Annotated in this window: 17 protein-coding genes; 2 read left to right on the plus strand and 15 right to left on the minus strand. The window is 45.6% G+C overall.

All coding sequences use genetic code 11. The features are described from left to right. Positions 1-114 precede the first annotated feature (114 nt). The 15 genes from radC to KH172YL63_RS15800 form a co-directional block, all read right to left on the minus strand. Complete coding sequence (gene radC, locus KH172YL63_RS15730; protein ID WP_269475159.1) at positions 115-825, minus strand: RadC family protein; 711 nt, start codon at positions 823-825, stop codon at positions 115-117. A gap of 28 nt (positions 826-853) precedes the next feature. Continuing rightward, positions 854-1,426, minus strand: a complete 573-nt coding sequence (locus KH172YL63_RS15735; RefSeq protein WP_173106990.1) for a Maf family protein — start codon at positions 1,424-1,426, stop codon at positions 854-856. Positions 1,427-1,568: 142 nt separating this feature from the next. After that, positions 1,569-2,546 (minus strand): hypothetical protein, encoded by a 978-nt coding sequence (locus KH172YL63_RS15740; protein ID WP_173106991.1) that lies wholly within the window; start codon positions 2,544-2,546, stop codon positions 1,569-1,571. 100 nt (positions 2,547-2,646) lie between these two features. Beyond that, complete coding sequence (locus tag KH172YL63_RS15745; protein WP_173106992.1) at positions 2,647-3,084, minus strand: prepilin-type N-terminal cleavage/methylation domain-containing protein; 438 nt, start codon at positions 3,082-3,084, stop codon at positions 2,647-2,649. A 14-nt stretch (positions 3,085-3,098) separates the two neighbouring features. Continuing rightward, the gene (locus tag KH172YL63_RS15750; protein WP_173106993.1) at positions 3,099-3,857 is read right to left on the minus strand and encodes a hypothetical protein; all 759 of its coding nucleotides are present in this window, start codon (positions 3,855-3,857) and stop codon (positions 3,099-3,101) included. Beyond that, the gene (locus KH172YL63_RS15755; protein ID WP_173106994.1) at positions 3,854-4,474 is read right to left on the minus strand and encodes a hypothetical protein; all 621 of its coding nucleotides are present in this window, start codon (positions 4,472-4,474) and stop codon (positions 3,854-3,856) included. Before KH172YL63_RS15755 ends, KH172YL63_RS15750 begins: the two co-directional genes overlap by 4 nt. Beyond that, positions 4,474-5,439: a type IV pilus biogenesis protein PilM gene (gene pilM / locus KH172YL63_RS15760; protein WP_173106995.1), complete on the minus strand. Its 966-nt coding sequence runs from the start codon at positions 5,437-5,439 to the stop codon at positions 4,474-4,476. Before pilM ends, KH172YL63_RS15755 begins: the two co-directional genes overlap by 1 nt. Positions 5,440-5,454: 15 nt before the next feature. Next, positions 5,455-6,198, minus strand: a complete 744-nt coding sequence (locus KH172YL63_RS15765; protein ID WP_173106996.1) for a prepilin peptidase — start codon at positions 6,196-6,198, stop codon at positions 5,455-5,457. 8 nt (positions 6,199-6,206) lie between these two features. Next, positions 6,207-6,710: a type II secretion system protein gene (locus tag KH172YL63_RS15770; protein WP_173106997.1), complete on the minus strand. Its 504-nt coding sequence runs from the start codon at positions 6,708-6,710 to the stop codon at positions 6,207-6,209. Between the two features lie 110 nt (positions 6,711-6,820). After that, entirely contained in the window at positions 6,821-8,032 is a 1,212-nt protein-coding gene (locus KH172YL63_RS15775; protein ID WP_173106998.1) for a type II secretion system F family protein, read from the minus strand. Then, entirely contained in the window at positions 8,033-9,076 is a 1,044-nt protein-coding gene (locus KH172YL63_RS15780) for a type IV pilus twitching motility protein PilT (protein WP_173106999.1), read from the minus strand. It abuts the gene before it with no gap. A 9-nt stretch (positions 9,077-9,085) separates the two neighbouring features. Beyond that, the gene (locus KH172YL63_RS15785; RefSeq protein ID WP_173107000.1) at positions 9,086-10,747 is read right to left on the minus strand and encodes a GspE/PulE family protein; all 1,662 of its coding nucleotides are present in this window, start codon (positions 10,745-10,747) and stop codon (positions 9,086-9,088) included. Between the two features lie 21 nt (positions 10,748-10,768). After that, on the minus strand, positions 10,769-12,130 hold the full coding sequence (locus tag KH172YL63_RS15790; RefSeq protein WP_173107001.1) for a VanW family protein: 1,362 nt from the start codon (positions 12,128-12,130) through the stop codon (positions 10,769-10,771). A 22-nt stretch (positions 12,131-12,152) separates the two neighbouring features. Then, positions 12,153-12,905, minus strand: a complete 753-nt coding sequence (locus KH172YL63_RS15795; protein WP_173107002.1) for a PRC-barrel domain-containing protein — start codon at positions 12,903-12,905, stop codon at positions 12,153-12,155. A 10-nt stretch (positions 12,906-12,915) separates the two neighbouring features. After that, positions 12,916-14,181 carry a hypothetical protein gene (locus KH172YL63_RS15800; protein ID WP_173107003.1) on the minus strand — a complete coding sequence of 422 codons (1,266 nt, stop codon included), beginning with the start codon at positions 14,179-14,181 and terminating at the stop codon, positions 12,916-12,918. A gap of 114 nt (positions 14,182-14,295) precedes the next feature. On the opposite strand from KH172YL63_RS15800, the gene KH172YL63_RS15805 reads away from it, so the two are divergent. Both KH172YL63_RS15805 and KH172YL63_RS15810 read left to right on the plus strand, forming a co-directional pair. Next, positions 14,296-14,817, plus strand: coding sequence for a type II secretion system protein (locus tag KH172YL63_RS15805; RefSeq protein ID WP_173107004.1), 522 nt, complete (start codon positions 14,296-14,298; stop codon positions 14,815-14,817). Next, entirely contained in the window at positions 14,759-15,346 is a 588-nt protein-coding gene (locus tag KH172YL63_RS15810; protein ID WP_173107005.1) for a PilW family protein, read from the plus strand. Before KH172YL63_RS15805 ends, KH172YL63_RS15810 begins: the two co-directional genes overlap by 59 nt. Positions 15,347-15,359: the final 13 nt, after the last annotated feature.

Genomic DNA, 15,359 nt, shown 5'->3' on the forward strand with positions numbered 1-15,359 from the left:
ATTCCCTCGTAGAATGACTCTCTCTTATCAAGGTTGGTCCGTTATTAGAATCACCATATTGTTTGTAAAAATCATAAGCTTTATTATATCGCAACAAGGAAAAAAATCATAGTGTCATAAATACCCTTTTTCCTTTAAGCTGATGAAACGCTTCTCCCCTATTATAAGGTGATCAAGGATGTCAATGCCAATGATACGGCCGCATTCCACTAATCGTTTCGTCACTTCTATGTCTTCCCTGCTCGGGGTCGGATCACCGGATGGATGGTTATGGATACAGATGATGGAAGCTGCAGAGCGGCGGAACGCTTCTTTAAATACCTCCCGGGGGTGAACGATAGAGGCATTGAGGCTTCCGATAAAGATGGTTTGTTTGTGGAGAACTTGATTTTTCGTATTGAGGTAGAGACAGACAAAATGCTCCTGGGATAGGAATCTCATATCATTCATGACATAATTGGCCCCGTCTTCAGGTGAACGGATGCTGTATCTGTCGTCAAAACCAAGGTTGCTGATCCGGCGGCCAAGCTCGACCGCAGCCATGATCTGCACCGCCTTGGCAAGACCGACACCCTTTGTCTTCGTGATTTCCTCTAAGGAGGCGCCCTTCAATAAGTTCAAGCCGTCAAAATGGTTCAGCAGTCTGTTCGAAAGCTGTAGGACCGACTCGGATTTCGTACCGGTCCGAAGCAGTATCGCAAGCAGTTCCTGATTGGATAAGCTCGTCGCACCGCTTTGGATCAATCTTTCACGGGGTCTTTCATCCTGGGGGAAATCCCGGATCATCAGCCTGTTCTCTTCTTGCTTGTCAATCGTTTTAACCATTGGCTCCTCCTTTTCTTACGTGCAGGAGTCACTCTGAAAGAAGGTATCCCATTTGAATCAGCGTCCGGTTCAACCGGGAAATCGGCAGGCCGACGACCGAAAAATAATCGCCTTTGATGCTTTTGACAAATTTCGCCCCGATTCCTTGTATACCGTAAGATCCGGCCTTATCAAAGGGTTCTTCCGATGCAATGTATTCATCGATCTCTTGGGCTGTCAACTCCCAGAACGTAACGTCGGTTTTTTCATAAAAGATTTCTTCCACATCTCCGTGGATGATGGCAACGCCGGTAAAGACTTCATGGTCGGAACCTGAAAGCATTGACAGCATTTCCTTCGCTTCCTCTTTTGATTCAGGCTTTCCAAGGATCTTCCCGTCCTTGGTCACAACGGTATCCGATCCGATGACATAGTGTTCAGGGTGATGCTGAGAAATGTCCTTTGCTTTTTTCCTCGCAAGATACATGACTGCTTCATGGGGCAGAAGATCGGGTGAGAATGTTTCTTCAACAGCAGAACTGATGACGGAAAAAGAGAGTTGGATTTGTTGAAGGAGTTCCTTTCGACGAGGGGATTGTGAGGCGAGTATGAGGTTGGACACCAAACCATTCCTTTCAGCTTGTAAATGGGAGATACAAGAATATACTACCAAATCCAATCTCTGTAAACAAGTATAAAGAGAGCGTCTCCGCTCTCTTGAATGATTGTATGATTTCCCGGAAAATAGTCAGAATCAGTCGAAATTACAAACCGCTGTACAGCTCGAGATACTGTAACAGCTCCCCTTGTGCCTTTGCCGCATCTCCCTGTCCCCCTTCAGATACAGTCAAATTCCCGGCATTGACAAGGGATTTCTGCATGGAGGCCATGGATTCCTGGCTTACCTTGATGTCTCCAATCTCCTTCACACCTTGTTGAATGGCGGCAATCGCTGCCTCATCCGGTCCACTGCCGACGACACCAAGGCTGCTTGCCTGCGCAATGGTCTGATAGAGTGCATTGCCTTTCTCCAAAAATACTTTTTCTTCCTTCGAGGCATTGATTCCTTTGGAGCCAAGAACGAAGTCCTTTGCGTATACATCGACCCCCTGCTCCTTCAGTTTGGCCCCGAGTGATTTTGCCGTTTCCAAATCTCCTGATACACCGAGCAGCAGGAAAAATTGTCCGTCTTTTTCCACACTTGCATTGTTTACACTTATACCATCCAGTTGATCCTTCATAGCATTTAACGAATCCTCTTTCGTATACAAACCACCTTGTAGAATAGCAATATTGAAATCAGGCACCTCGACTGCAGTCACTGCCTGCTGTCCTTCACCGCTTCCCTGGGCCGTATTGTCCTGCAGGGAAGCAGCAGGCGCCGCCGGAGTATCGGTTGTCGTGATCACCTTCAGTGTGCCAAAGCCTAGCACTGCCCCTACAACGATAGCACCTATCAACGACAGGAGAAGATTGACAGAGTCCTGAAAAGGATTTTTGAAACTCTTCCGTTTCTTTTTTGAAGGGTTCACATAATTGATCTTTTTATATTCCTTTGGGGGCTCAGGTCCCTCATCCGGAAGGATCCATTCGAAACCATTCTCCTTTGCCTCTTCTCCGGCAGCAGCCTCCGACTCTCCAAGCTTCCAATCATGCACGAGCAGATCTTCCTCGAATTTCGTTTTTTCACCATTAATTTTAATAGTAATGTTTTTGTCGTTTTTCCCCCTTTTATTCATCATCGCCACCCTCCTTTAACTATTTTTTTCCATGCTATCACATCCCATAAAAAAAAGAACAAGACTTTTGTCGTCTTGTCCTAATAGGTTTTCGTCAAATTATTCAGTTTTTCCTCAGGGACTGAATCGTAAGGGTGGAAAACGGGATTTCTTCTTTATCTCCTTCTTCATTGGAGCATAGATTGTACTCATCACCGACCAAACAGATCGAAATCACACTCTCCCCATCAGCGAGGACATAGGAATTGTCATCCGGTGACAGGACAGTTTTTGAATGTGGATCTAAAATCGGCTCGATCAAGTTGGCATCCACCAATTCTTTGTAGGTGATTTTATTGATGCTCTTTTCCTGAAGCACTGCATCCTTCGCATAATACTGTGCCGAGCTTTTCATCGTGAGTGCGTTCGCGACGAATGCCTGTTTTTTTGATTTATCAATGATGTTGTTAATGGCGAGGATGGCAATAACCGCTATGATTCCCAGTATGACGATCACTGCAAGCAATTCCACAAGCGTATAGCCTTTTTCATTCTTTGTCATCATTCATCAAACCTTTAATTGATCTTTACATTCTCTGAATTTTGTTGCGGGAACTGCTGAAAAGGATTCTTTTTGTTCGATGGCAACGGTGTATCAAGCTTCGGCAGTTCACTTTCCAACTCCACAAGTCCTGGTAAATAAAATGCTGAGACAACCAGGTTCAACTGAATATTCTCCACATCCTCTTTATATTGGAGGATTTCAGCAGGCCCGCTGAAGGAAATTTGCTCAACTTCCACGATCCGGTGCAATTCTTCTAGTTCCTGGATGAATTTCTCAATTTCAAAATAGCTTTTTGCTTCAATGGCAAGTGTCGCAGTAAGCTTTTGAATCCCCGGCGGCAGCATATCTCCAGGAGGCGGGTTTCCTTCGACACCTTCTCCTTCAGCCACCTCTCCCTCTGCAGGAAGAGCTGATCCTTCGGTCATGGGCAAGGTGACAGACCCTTCTGAAAACGCCATCGACTTGATGAAGCTGTCAGAGACGATCTCGGCTTTTTCAAGGTCGATCAACAGCTGTTGCGTCATTGGTTTGACCGGTACCTTTTGCTGAAGGGAGCTGGAGTTTTCGAATGAGTCCTGCTTGATGGAAGCGATCTTGCCATCCAATGCTTCAATCAACTTCTTCTCTGTGTTGATGTCATTTTGAACATTTTCCCTTTGGTTCTTCACCGGAAGATAGAAAAACCAGACAGCGCTGAAAATCAGGCCGATCATCAGTACGAGGGCAGTACCGATCGCAATCCATTCTTTTTTTGAAAACCGGATGCTCATTCCGAATCGCCCCCTTGCTCTTCGGTTTCATTTTCCTTACTCTTAATCGCTTCTCTGTTAAGGGTCAGCTCATATTGAGCCGTGTACCTCGGCAGGATGACTTCCGTATTGATGACATTTTGAATTTCACTTCCGGATATCTCTTCTGTTTCCACAGCTAATAGATTCGCATCCAGTATGTATTCCGATTCCTTCAAATGGGTTAAATAATAGGCTGCTTCCCTGCTCGTGTCGAATTGGACGGTTACTCCGACTCTTCCATTTTCCCCGTAGGTGAATTCTTTCATGAATCCACGTTCTGGAAGCAACTCTACCAATCCATCAAGGACAGGAACTGTTTCGATTGGATAGCTTTCAGCCCAGCCGACTGCGCTTTCGAGCTGAACCCAGGCGTCGGATGATTCGAAATTGGAGATGCTTTGCTCCTTTTCTGCCCGCAGCTGCTTGTAGCCTTGAAGTTCACTGCTCAAAGCATCTACCTTTTTTCCCTCATTGGAAGACAATATGAATAAGAGAATAAGAGCGATCAGTCCGACAGCTGCAATGCCGATCACCGCAAAGAGCCACTGCCGGTTTCTTTTTTCACTTTGAGGTAATAAATTGATTTCGACGAGCACTATATCACCTCTTTTAAACCTAAACCAATTGCTAGCAGGAATTGGTCAGATAATCTTTGGTCCGTATGGATATCCCGCGCTTCTGAAGGGACGTGGATGACCCCGATGTCAAAGCGGTCGGACAGCAGTTTGTGAATATCGCCGGTCATCGGATGATCGCCTGCCACAAAGATCTTGTTGATGGCCGCTTCATCATTGGTGAGTGTATACCGGTAGAAACTGATCACTTTATCGATTTCTTTCACCGTCTCATCAAAGGGACGGGATTGAAAGCCGCTGTGATTCATCGAAGAATCCTCCATCACTTCCCGGTCATGGGAAATGCCGATCGGCCTGAAAAAGACCGGCTGATGGTCATGGAAGATCGATACCGTCACATTATTCTGGGTGAAGTAGAGGAGCATTTCGTGCTGGGCACGATGTGTGATATCCAGTGAGTGGATATAACGGTAGTATGCAAGTGGACTGATATCGGCGACGACAGGCTTCAAATGTGCGTCTGATAGCAGCTGCTGATAGTCAAGGACGATATCTTCCGGTGCTGCGACAAGGACGATTTCTTTCTTATCATCCTTATTCCCCACAACCACCACATCAAAGATTGGATTTTCAAAGGGAAGATGGATGCTCGTCCCGATTTCAAGGAACAAATGGCTTTTCACTTCATCGTCTGCGATGTCTGAGGAAATCGTCATTTTCCTTACAATCATTTGAGTGTTGGGCACGATGAATTGAACTTCACGCTTCTTGATCCCCCACTCAAGGACACATTCTTCCAATAAGGCCTGTAACGCTTCTTTTTCAATGATTTTCCCATCTGAGATCATCCCGTCCGCTATCCGCTTCTCTCCATGTTTGTAAATGTGTAATGGAGATACAGATTTAATTTCCACAAACCGAATCCATTGATCACTGATGACGAGATTGATTTTATTATTATGTTTATTGAAGAGACGTGATAACATCTTGGATAACCCCTTTTAGCTGTATAAAGAAAAATACCAATGCAGGATTGGTTGATGAAAGAAATATGCGAGTAGTGTACCGATGACAATGTACGGACCGAACGCGATCGGTTCACCCCTTTTGAAATACCCGGTCATGAGGCCGGTGATCCCGACCACTGCCCCAAAGAGCGTTGCGAGAAAAAAGGAGAGAAGCATCAGTTTCACCCCCACAACGAACCCGATGACAGCGAATAATTTGATATCTCCGCCGCCCATTCCACCTTTACTGATGATCGCGATGAGCAGCAGCAGACTGAAGCCTGCTATGGCCCCTGCCAGACTGTCCCACCATGGATCAAGGGGAATGAAAATCCGTTCGATGATGAAAAGGACCGAGAAAAACAATAGCACCTTGTCAGGAATGACCATATACTTGATGTCGCTGACCGTGATGATCATAAAAAGTGAGACCAGCGTCAGAGCGACAACAAGCTCCGGCTGGGCACCAAACTTGAGATAAGACAGCAGAAATAATAGTCCGGTAGACAATTCCATCAATGGATAGAGAGGAGAAATGCGCCCCTTACATTGAGCGCATTTTCCACGTTGCATCATATAGGATAGTACAGGTACAAGCTCCCTGGCCGTCAGTGTATGATGACAATACGGACATGCGGACCTTGGTTTGACGATCGATTTTTTAAGCGGAATCCTGAGGCCTGCTACGTTGTAGAAGGAGCCTAGGAGGAGACCGTAGATTAGTATAAAAAGTACCATATAAATAATTATGGTGTGTTATTTGTTACAGCTGCTCTGTTAACCTCTGCAGCAGATAAAGGGATATTTCTCTTCGCACCATATAATTGAACATCATAAGTAAATTTACCACCGTTATTTGTTATTTTAACAAATGAAGTATTTCCAGTGATTTCACCAAAGCTAGTTTGAGCGACTGTTCCTCTCTTGTATCCATCAGTATCTGTTTTTCCACCATCTGGATCATCCATTGTTTCTAAATATCCTTGAGCCTCTAAATACCCTAAACTAACGTAGGTTGAAGCACCGCTTGCCGGGTGAATTTTATCATTTGAAGTAACAGCAATTTTAGCTGAGCTAATCATTTGCTGAGCATTAGCAACGTGTGCATCTTTTCTCGAGTTATCGATCAACCCGCCAATACTAGGAATCGCAATCGCAGCGATAATCCCCAAAATAACGACAACTGCAAGTAATTCAATAAGCGTCAATCCACGTTCATTTTTCAGTTTTTGACCTAATTTTTTTAACATGATAATTCCTCCTGTTTTGTTATCTTTTTCTAAAATCTAGTAATCTAGTACTAGTATACAACACTCATCCGACAAAAATATCAATTTTTTTGCAAAATGATAGTTGTTTTTTAATAGTTTTGGACACTGTTGAAGATTTCGAACATCGGGACGAGGATCGAAGTCACGATGGTGCCGACCAGTCCTGCGAGCATGACAATCATGAGCGGTTCGATCAATGATTTCAACCGGTCTGTCGTGCTCTCGACTTCCTTTTCATAGAAGTCGGCAACTTTGGCGAGCATCGCGTCCAGCGAGCCCGTTTCTTCCCCAATGGCAATCATCTGGGTCACAAGCGGCGGGAACGCCCAATGGCGCTTCATCGGTTCTGTGAGGGATATCCCCTTTTCCAATGACCGTCTTGATTCACCGATCACTTTGGATATGACCTCGTTTTCCACGACCTTCTCGACGATGGCAAGTGCCTGCAAAATCGGGACTGAGCTTGTGAACAAGGAACTTAAGGTCCTTGTCATCCTTGCGAGTGCCGCTTTTTGCAACATTTTCCCGAAGATCGGGATTCTGAGGATCGCATAGTCGAGATAATATTTCGTTTGCTTGTTCCGTCGTAACATGGCAAGCGTGACGGCAACCGCCACGAAAAGTAAGATGATCAAATACCAGAACTTTTGCATAAATTCACTCGAGCTGATGACAAACTTGGTGATCGCCGGCAGCTCGCCGCCGAAGTCGGTGAGCATATTGACGAAAGTCGGCACGACGGCGGCCAATAGGAAGATGACGACGCCGATTGCAATGACGCCTACAACCATCGGGTAAGCGAGCGCCGAGATGATCTTCTGCCTGGTGATATGCTGCTTTTCATAATGGGTGGCGAGCCCTTCCAGCGTTTCGTCGAGACTCCCTGATGCTTCCCCGGCTTTCAGCATATTGATAAGTAACGGTTCAAAAATCTTTTTATGGCGGGCGAATGCATCAGACAACGGATTACCGTCCCTCAATTCATCCTCTATCTCCATCAGTGCTTTACCTAGTGCCTTACTTTCTGTTTGTTGGGCAAGGATGTGGGTAGATTCGACGACGGTGACCCCCGCTTGAAGGAGCGTAGAAAACTGCCTCAGGAAAATAACGAGGTGCTGCAGCTTCACAGGGTTGCCGATCGTGATATCCTTCGTCATCAGCGTTTCCGGCAGTTCCATGATGTCTACGACCCTGACTTCCTGCTTTTTCAGCTGGATGAGTGCATCCTTTTTCGTCGAGGCAGTAATCACTCCGGATTTTTTACCCGATTGATCCCGGCCTGTATATTTAAAACGTCCCATTTATTGAGGAAGCTCCTCTCTGCTGTAAGGATAGGCCATTTCTTTTGTGATGAGGCCTCCCTCATAGAGATTCATCACGCTGTCGCTCATGATGTGCATGCCGGTTGACTTCGATGTCTGCATGACATTTTGAATTTGATGCACTTTCTCTGAACGGATCAGGTTGGCGATCGCTGCATTATTCATAAGCAGCTCAGTCGCAGCCCTTCTCCCTTTTTTGTCTGCGGTGGCAAACAGGCGCTGAGAAAGAATCCCGACCAGCACCGACGCAAGCTGCACTCGGATTTGTGACTGCTGTTCAGGCGGGAATACATCGACGATCCGCTCGATGGTGGCTGGTGCGCTTGATGTATGAAGCGTCGCCAGGACGAGATGACCGGTTTCTGCAGCGGTGATCGCTGTATGAATCGTCTCAAGATCCCTCATCTCACCGACGAGGATGATATCCGGATCCTGCCTGAGGGCACTTCTCAACCCTTTGGAAAAGGAGCCTGTATCAAACCCCACTTCCCGCTGATCGATGATCGATGCGCCGTGTTTATGCAAGTATTCGATCGGATCCTCAAGGGTGATGATATGCTTTCTCATGTGGCGGTTCATATAGTCGACGATCGATGCAAGTGTCGTAGACTTTCCGCTGCCAGTCGGACCGGTCACAAGAAACAGCCCTTGCGGCTTCTCCGCGATCGTCTTCAGTGCATGAGGAAGGAAAAGCTCCTCCATCGTCGGGATCGACGTTGGGATGACACGGATCGCAAGTGAAATACAGGATCGCTGTTTGAACGCATTGATCCTGAATCTTGAAACCCCCGGGATTCCATAGGAGAAATCCAGCTCCCCTACTTCCTCAAACACCTCATACATATTTTCAGCGATGATGGCCCTCGCCATGGATGAGGTGCTCTCCGGAAGTAAATTTTCTTTACCGAATCTCTTCAAGTCCCCGTGGATGCGAAAAATCGGCGGAGACCCCACGGTCAGGTGGATATCCGATGCCCCAAGTTCATAGGCTGACTTCAAGAGATAATCAACTTTTTCTTTCATTCCATTCACCTACTCTGAAATCGCTACTCTTAACACTTCTTCCGTGGTCGTCAAGCCCTGCTTCACCTTCAGCAGCCCATCATCGATCAGGAAGATCGTTTTATTCCGGACCGCGTGTTCACGTAGTTTCGAGAAAGGCTCGTTGTTCAGGATGACCTTTTTCATTTCGTCATTCATGACCAGTACCTCATGAATGGCGATCCGTCCTTTATATCCTGTCATATTGCAGGATGAACAGCCTCTTCCACGGGTGATCGTTTCGATCTTCATACCCCTTTTGGCAAAGATCTCGACTTCCCTTTTCGTGGCGGGCATTTCCTGTTTGCAGTCACGGCATACTTTCCGAATCAACCGCTGGGCCACCACCCCACTCAGGGAGGAAGCCACTAAAAACGGCTCGACGCCCATATCAAGCAGTCTTGTAACCGTACTGATCGCATCATTTGTATGGATCGTGCTCAACACGAGATGTCCGGTCAGTGACGCTCTGATTGATACTTCAACCGTTTCCTTATCCCGGATCTCCCCGACCATGATGATGTTCGGATCCTGACGGAGGATGGCCCGGAGTCCCTTCGCAAAAGTCAAACCTACGTTTTGATTCACGCCGATCTGATTGATCCCCTCGAGCTGATACTCAACCGGATCCTCGATCGTAATGATGTTCACTTCTTCACTGTTAAGGTGATTCAGTGCTGCATAGAGGGTTGAGGACTTACCTGAACCGGTAGGTCCTGTAATCAGGACAATCCCTGTCGGCTGCTGGATCATCTTCATGAATCTTTGGTGATTCACCTTATTGAAACCAAGTTTCCCGAGGTCATTCAGGCTCGATCCAAGATCAAGTATCCGCAACACGATTTTCTCCCCGTATACGGTCGGCAATGTCGACACACGGAGGTCGATCGGATGGAAGTCGATATTCACCTTGATCCGCCCGTCCTGTGGCACCCTGAATTCAGTGATATCCAGATTGGCCATGATTTTCAGCCTGGCTGTCAGCATGCTTTGCATATGCTTCGGAAGATTTCGTTCCGTTCTCAGGATCCCGTCAACCCTGTATCGGATGACGACTTTTGTTTCTTGTGGATCAATATGGATATCACTTGCTTTTTGTGTGACGGCATTCGACAGAATCCCGTTCACTAGTCTCACAATCGGGGATTCTGAATCAACAATCGTTTCTTCTTCGACCTGGTTTTGATTTCTGTTTTCCTGAAACAGGTCTTCGAATCCATCTTCTAAATCATAGAATTTATTGATGACTTTCAGGATGTCATCCTTCGTGGCAATCGCCGTCTCAATCTGAAAACCTGTCGCCAGGCGAAGGTCCTCGATTGCGTAGAAATCAAGTGGATCGCTCATGGCGACAAATAGCTTGTCCCCTTCTTTTTTCAGGGGGATCATCAGGTTTCGCTTTGCCGATTCTTTCGGGATTAAATGAAAAAGGTTCGTTTCGAAGGGGTATCTGTATAAGCTGACATGTGGAATGCCAAGCTGGAATTCAAGTACTTCGATCAGCTGCTGTTCCGTTATGTATCCCCTTTGTAAAAGGGCGTCCCCAAGCTTCTGGCCCTTGGCTTTGTCTTTCAGCGTGTCCTGTAATTGGGATTCTGAAATGATTCCCGCCTCAACAAGCAAATCCCCAAGTCTTTTTTTAATCGTCGTCACCGTATCACCTGCTTCAAGGTCTTATTTATATTCTTTTTTCTCTGACTTTGATTTAGCGGAGCTCTTCGAAGAAGGCTGCTTTGACGCTTCATCACCCTGATCCTGGGAAGGTTCTCCCTCGCTATCTTCGGAAGGAGGGGTTGGATTGGTGTCCTCCTCACCAGCAGGATCACCGCTTTCGTCTTCGCCCTGGTCCTGGATATTGTCAAAGTCACCTTCAGTTGTATTCACTTCATGCTCTTCTAAAGGGTAGACAGCAATTTTATGAAGGGGGGCATAGAAATCTTCGTTGATCAGTTCTTCTGAAAGGATTTCTCCCGACGAGCTCAATTTCTGCTTATATACCCTGATGAGAACGCCATCCTCCCCTTGCTGTACAGTATCGACAGTCCCCTTGTCGACAAATGGACTGAACTGTTTAATCGTCCGCGGGGCAAAGGTTTCTTTATCCGATAAGCGCACGTTATAAGCATTAGGGAAAGGAACACCATGCAACTGCGCTTTGATTCTGTTACCGTCGATGCCCAATTTCAGCTCGTACCCTGTTGCGTTCGGATTCGTGATGACAAAATCCTGATTATTCATCGGATTAAATTTTGCTTCAAAGCCAAGAGACACATAATCAGGAAGCTGCTTGCTGATATTCCGTTCAATGATGGAAAAGTTGGAGTGCAGACTGATTTGATACAGCAATGATGACACCGGACTTAGATCAGCTTGTGATTCAACTACAAATCCTTCAGATTCTAAGAAGTCAGCAAATGAAAACTGGGAGTTCGGTGCAATGGGTATGGTGGGAAAATTGTCTATGAAGTTCTTGACCGTTGGTGTGATCTCTAATTCATTGGACACTGCCTCAAAAATGACTTGTGCAGACTCATTACTAGTTATGTAGTCGGAAATATTGACCCCTTCATCGACCTGAAGACTGCCAACCAAGGAAATCAAGTATTCCTGTAAGGAAACGACGTTGAGTTCCTCGGCATGATAATCTGTCAATTGTCCAGAAAGGAAAGCGTCAAAAGAAGGTTGATCTACACTGACTATTAAACTGGTATTTGGATTATTCTCCAGCCTTTCAATACTCTCTTCCAAATGGAACGTGAAGATGGACGGGTCCAATTTCACGCTTTCCCCACTGTATTCAAGTATGATATTTTGGCTGTTTTTCCATTCTTCAACCTTTTCCCCAAGTCTCTTCACAGCCTCTTCCCTGCTAATTCCGCCTAAATTGATAGATGCAACTGCAGCATTCTTTGAGAGTTTAAGAGACTGGACAAAAAATGATTCATAAGCATAGACGCCTAAATGAGAAAACCCGTATAGAAAAAACGTAGATAAGAATAAAACGGTCATAAGTTTAATAAGCAGACCTTGTTTCACGTTTTGGGCTCCTTCCTGGTTCTTACTTGATATTCATCGTTAGATCTACAAACACAGATGGGCCCGCTTCTTGCGCTGCTTTAATATCGGATTCCGTCAAAGATGAACCTTTTGCGATCAGTAAATGCCCCTCAAGGTTATAAATATCTTCCGTCACTTTTTTCCCAGCCAATAATTGTGTCTGCTTGGACTTGATCGTTTCAATACCCTGCTGCGGCTGCTCCTGGACTACTGGCTCGTATACCACTTGTTCTTCCTCAATCGCCGGTTCCGGAGTGGCAACTTGGTCGACAGATCCTTTGAAATTCTCAGCAGCATCTTCATTTACAATGATGATGTCTTTCCCGAACGTTAACACATGCTCGGTTCCAAGGAAGTACGTTTTGTCCTGTGCATGCATTTCCAAGGAAACAATCGAACCTGTATCTTCATCCACAAGGAATTCCTGTATGCTTCCGATCATTTGACCTTTACGGGTCATGACGCGGGTATCATTGATTTTGATTTTTTTATTCACAAGCTGATTCGCGATCGGAATTTCATTCAAGTCGATCACGGCATTCTCATTTTCGACTGTCACGGCGTATTCCCCGATCCCGATCACCTTTTTGAATGGAATTGCCTTCACGCTGATCTGCCAGTCTTCATGTTCGATTGTAAGGAAATCCACAGATCCTTTGTCCGGATTGATCACAAGGGATTTGACCCTGCCAATTTCGCTTCCGTCGGATATACTGATTATCGGTAATGTCTTCATTTCTGCGCTTCTTTTCATGTCATCTCACCTATTCTATCGTTTTAATTTCACTAAGTTGCTCTACTGCATATTCATTCGTCTGTTCGAGATCCATTTGAATATAAGGGTACGCTTTGAATCTTTCGCGGATTCCTTTGATGAACATTTCCAGGTCCTCGAATTGCCCTGACGAAATGTAATGATCCATTAATATTCTTGAAAATGTGTAGTAATCTTGGTCGTGTAAACTCGGGTGTAGATAGTGTTTGATCATGTTTTCCATTTGATCCGATGAATACAGGTTCCGTGAAAGAGAAATCTGTTCAATCATCGTCTTCATCACTTCCCTCATGATCCTTGGACGCTCGGGTAGCCCTTCACTCTCCGACTCTTGTGGTGCAATGCTCTCACCCGCTTCTTCCGGCGACAATGGAATCTCTGCATCATCAGTTGTCGAATCAAGTTCCTCTGTAGGGAGACCCTCTTCGAAAAGGAGGTCCTCGAGATCTTCCTGCTCATCTGAAGTCTCTACTTCTTCTTTCTCGTGGAGCTCTTCATTGTCTATGGAGTCTTCGGAGTCTTCGGAGTCTTCTAATACTTCATCCGATGCCTCTTCGATGTCTTCGGGTTCACTTTCATCCTCTACACTGTCATCACTCAGCATACTTTCAATCTCACTCAGATCGCTTACGATTTCTTCGCTTTCCACGTGAGCAGCTGCTTCCTCGGAAAGGACTTCATTCAGACCGTTTTCTTCGGTATTTTCAATGAACCATTCACTTTCGTCTTCTTCTGTCTGGATGGTATCCATGCCTTGCGGGATGCTGTCTTCTTCAAGGCTCTCCTCTGCCGTCTCCGGTTCCGATACTGCCACTTCAAGCTCTTCTACAGTTTCAATGATATCATCTTTCTCCAACGGGTCTTCCACATCAAGGGCTGCTTCACTTTCTTCCCCACGGGAGGCAGGAAGGACCGTTTCCTCTAAAGCGTTGCTTTCACTCTTCCCCATATGTATGGTTTCCTTGGATCCTTCGAATGTATGCACAGATTCCGCTTCTTCCAAATCATGACCAGCCGGTACCAATAGACTGCTGAAGCGCTGTTCGATCATATAGGATGAAATCCCGAGCAGGACTATCAGCATGGTACCTATCATCCAAATCGGGTAAGTGTTTGATGCGACCAGTCCGAGGAGAGTCAAACTAAAGGCAATTGCAGCGATCAACAATTTCCCCTTCACGCTCAATCCTATCGGAATGAAATATAAAATAGGTAGCAATAGAATAAGTGCGAGTATTGAAAATAGGTAAATCATCTTACATTCAACCCCTTCCTATGATATATTTCATATAAATCAGACTTAATTTAACAAGTTTCGACTACTAGATATTGTATAATAAACTCAGGTATTTTGAAAGCGGGTGTGGGAGTGAAACATATAAAAATATTAAAAAATAATAGAGGGTTCACCCTGATCGAACTTTTGGTTTCCATTACCATCCTCGGGATCGTCCTCCTCAGCTTTATGAAATTCTTTCTGCAATCCAGTACATATACGAACTACAACCAGAAGAAAACGGTGGGGGTGAATGTCGCCCGGAATGTCCTGATGTTCATGGAAAAGCAAAACTTCCCCGAAACGAGGGATTATTTTCATGGCGTCAACACAGGAACCACTGAACCCGATGATGCATTCTTGAATGTATTCATCTGCGATGACAAGTACCGCACTTTCTCCAACTCTACTCCAGAAGCAGATTCATGCCCAAACAAACAAAATATTATGATCAACGGATTGGAATACGAAACGAGTGTGTATTCCGAGCCTGTCAGCAACAGCGATGAAATGGATTATTATATTCCAATTACAATTCAAGTGAGGTGGGAAATCAATGACCGGGAATACCATACATCGGTTGATGGAAAGGTTAAAAGCGAAGACATCCGATAACAGGGGAATCACCTTGATTGAGCTATTGGTCACATTGACGATCTCCTCCATCCTTTTACCCGTCACGTACGGGGCGATCATTACCGGATACAAAGTCTATGAAAAGGTATCAATCGATACACAGTTAAGGGAAGATGCAGATTATGTATCGGCGATGGTCATGAAGAATCTGTATTCCTATCCTTTTGACAGCGTAGAAGGGTGTGCGCCCGACAGCACCTCCTGCATCACATTCGTGAATAATACCGAAAAAAAGGTTACGCCGTACTCCGGTAAATCTTTCTATGAAGTGGAAGATGGCGCGATCCAGCAGGATGCCCAAACACTCCAACTCGTGCAAGTGGGTGACAAACATCAATGGAGCTTTAACGGGGTCATCCTCGAGACACCTTCAGATTTCACCGGTTCCACCGTATCCACCAGCTGCACGGCAAGTCCATGTAAGGATGCCATGATCACATTGCATTTCGACGTGAGCCATCCTCATTTCGATAAGACACTTCAATTAGAAAGTAACTTTGGATTCTAGAAGGGAGAAAAGC

It is taken from the genome of Bacillus sp. KH172YL63 (genome assembly GCF_011398925.1).
Classification (GTDB): domain Bacteria; phylum Bacillota; class Bacilli; order Bacillales; family Bacillaceae_B; genus Rossellomorea.

Bases quoted from the DNA above. Each gene is read 5' to 3' on its own strand.
- radC (WP_269475159.1), bottom strand. From the start codon at position 825: ATGGTTAAAACGATTGACAAGCAAGAAGAGAACAGGCTGATGATCCGG.
- KH172YL63_RS15740 (WP_173106991.1), bottom strand. From the start codon at position 2,546: ATGATGAATAAAAGGGGGAAAAACGACAAAAACATTACTATTAAAATT.
- KH172YL63_RS15745 (WP_173106992.1), bottom strand. From the start codon at position 3,084: ATGACAAAGAATGAAAAAGGCTATACGCTTGTGGAATTGCTTGCAGTG.
- KH172YL63_RS15750 (WP_173106993.1), bottom strand. From the start codon at position 3,857: ATGAGCATCCGGTTTTCAAAAAAAGAATGGATTGCGATCGGTACTGCC.
- pilM (WP_173106995.1), bottom strand. From the start codon at position 5,439: ATGTTATCACGTCTCTTCAATAAACATAATAATAAAATCAATCTCGTC.
- KH172YL63_RS15765 (WP_173106996.1), bottom strand. From the start codon at position 6,198: ATGGTACTTTTTATACTAATCTACGGTCTCCTCCTAGGCTCCTTCTAC.
- KH172YL63_RS15770 (WP_173106997.1), bottom strand. From the start codon at position 6,710: ATGTTAAAAAAATTAGGTCAAAAACTGAAAAATGAACGTGGATTGACG.
- KH172YL63_RS15775 (WP_173106998.1), bottom strand. From the start codon at position 8,032: ATGGGACGTTTTAAATATACAGGCCGGGATCAATCGGGTAAAAAATCC.
- KH172YL63_RS15780 (WP_173106999.1), bottom strand. From the start codon at position 9,076: ATGAAAGAAAAAGTTGATTATCTCTTGAAGTCAGCCTATGAACTTGGG.
- KH172YL63_RS15795 (WP_173107002.1), bottom strand. From the start codon at position 12,905: ATGAAAAGAAGCGCAGAAATGAAGACATTACCGATAATCAGTATATCC.
- KH172YL63_RS15800 (WP_173107003.1), bottom strand. From the start codon at position 14,181: ATGATTTACCTATTTTCAATACTCGCACTTATTCTATTGCTACCTATT.
- KH172YL63_RS15810 (WP_173107005.1), top strand. From the start codon at position 14,759: ATGACCGGGAATACCATACATCGGTTGATGGAAAGGTTAAAAGCGAAG.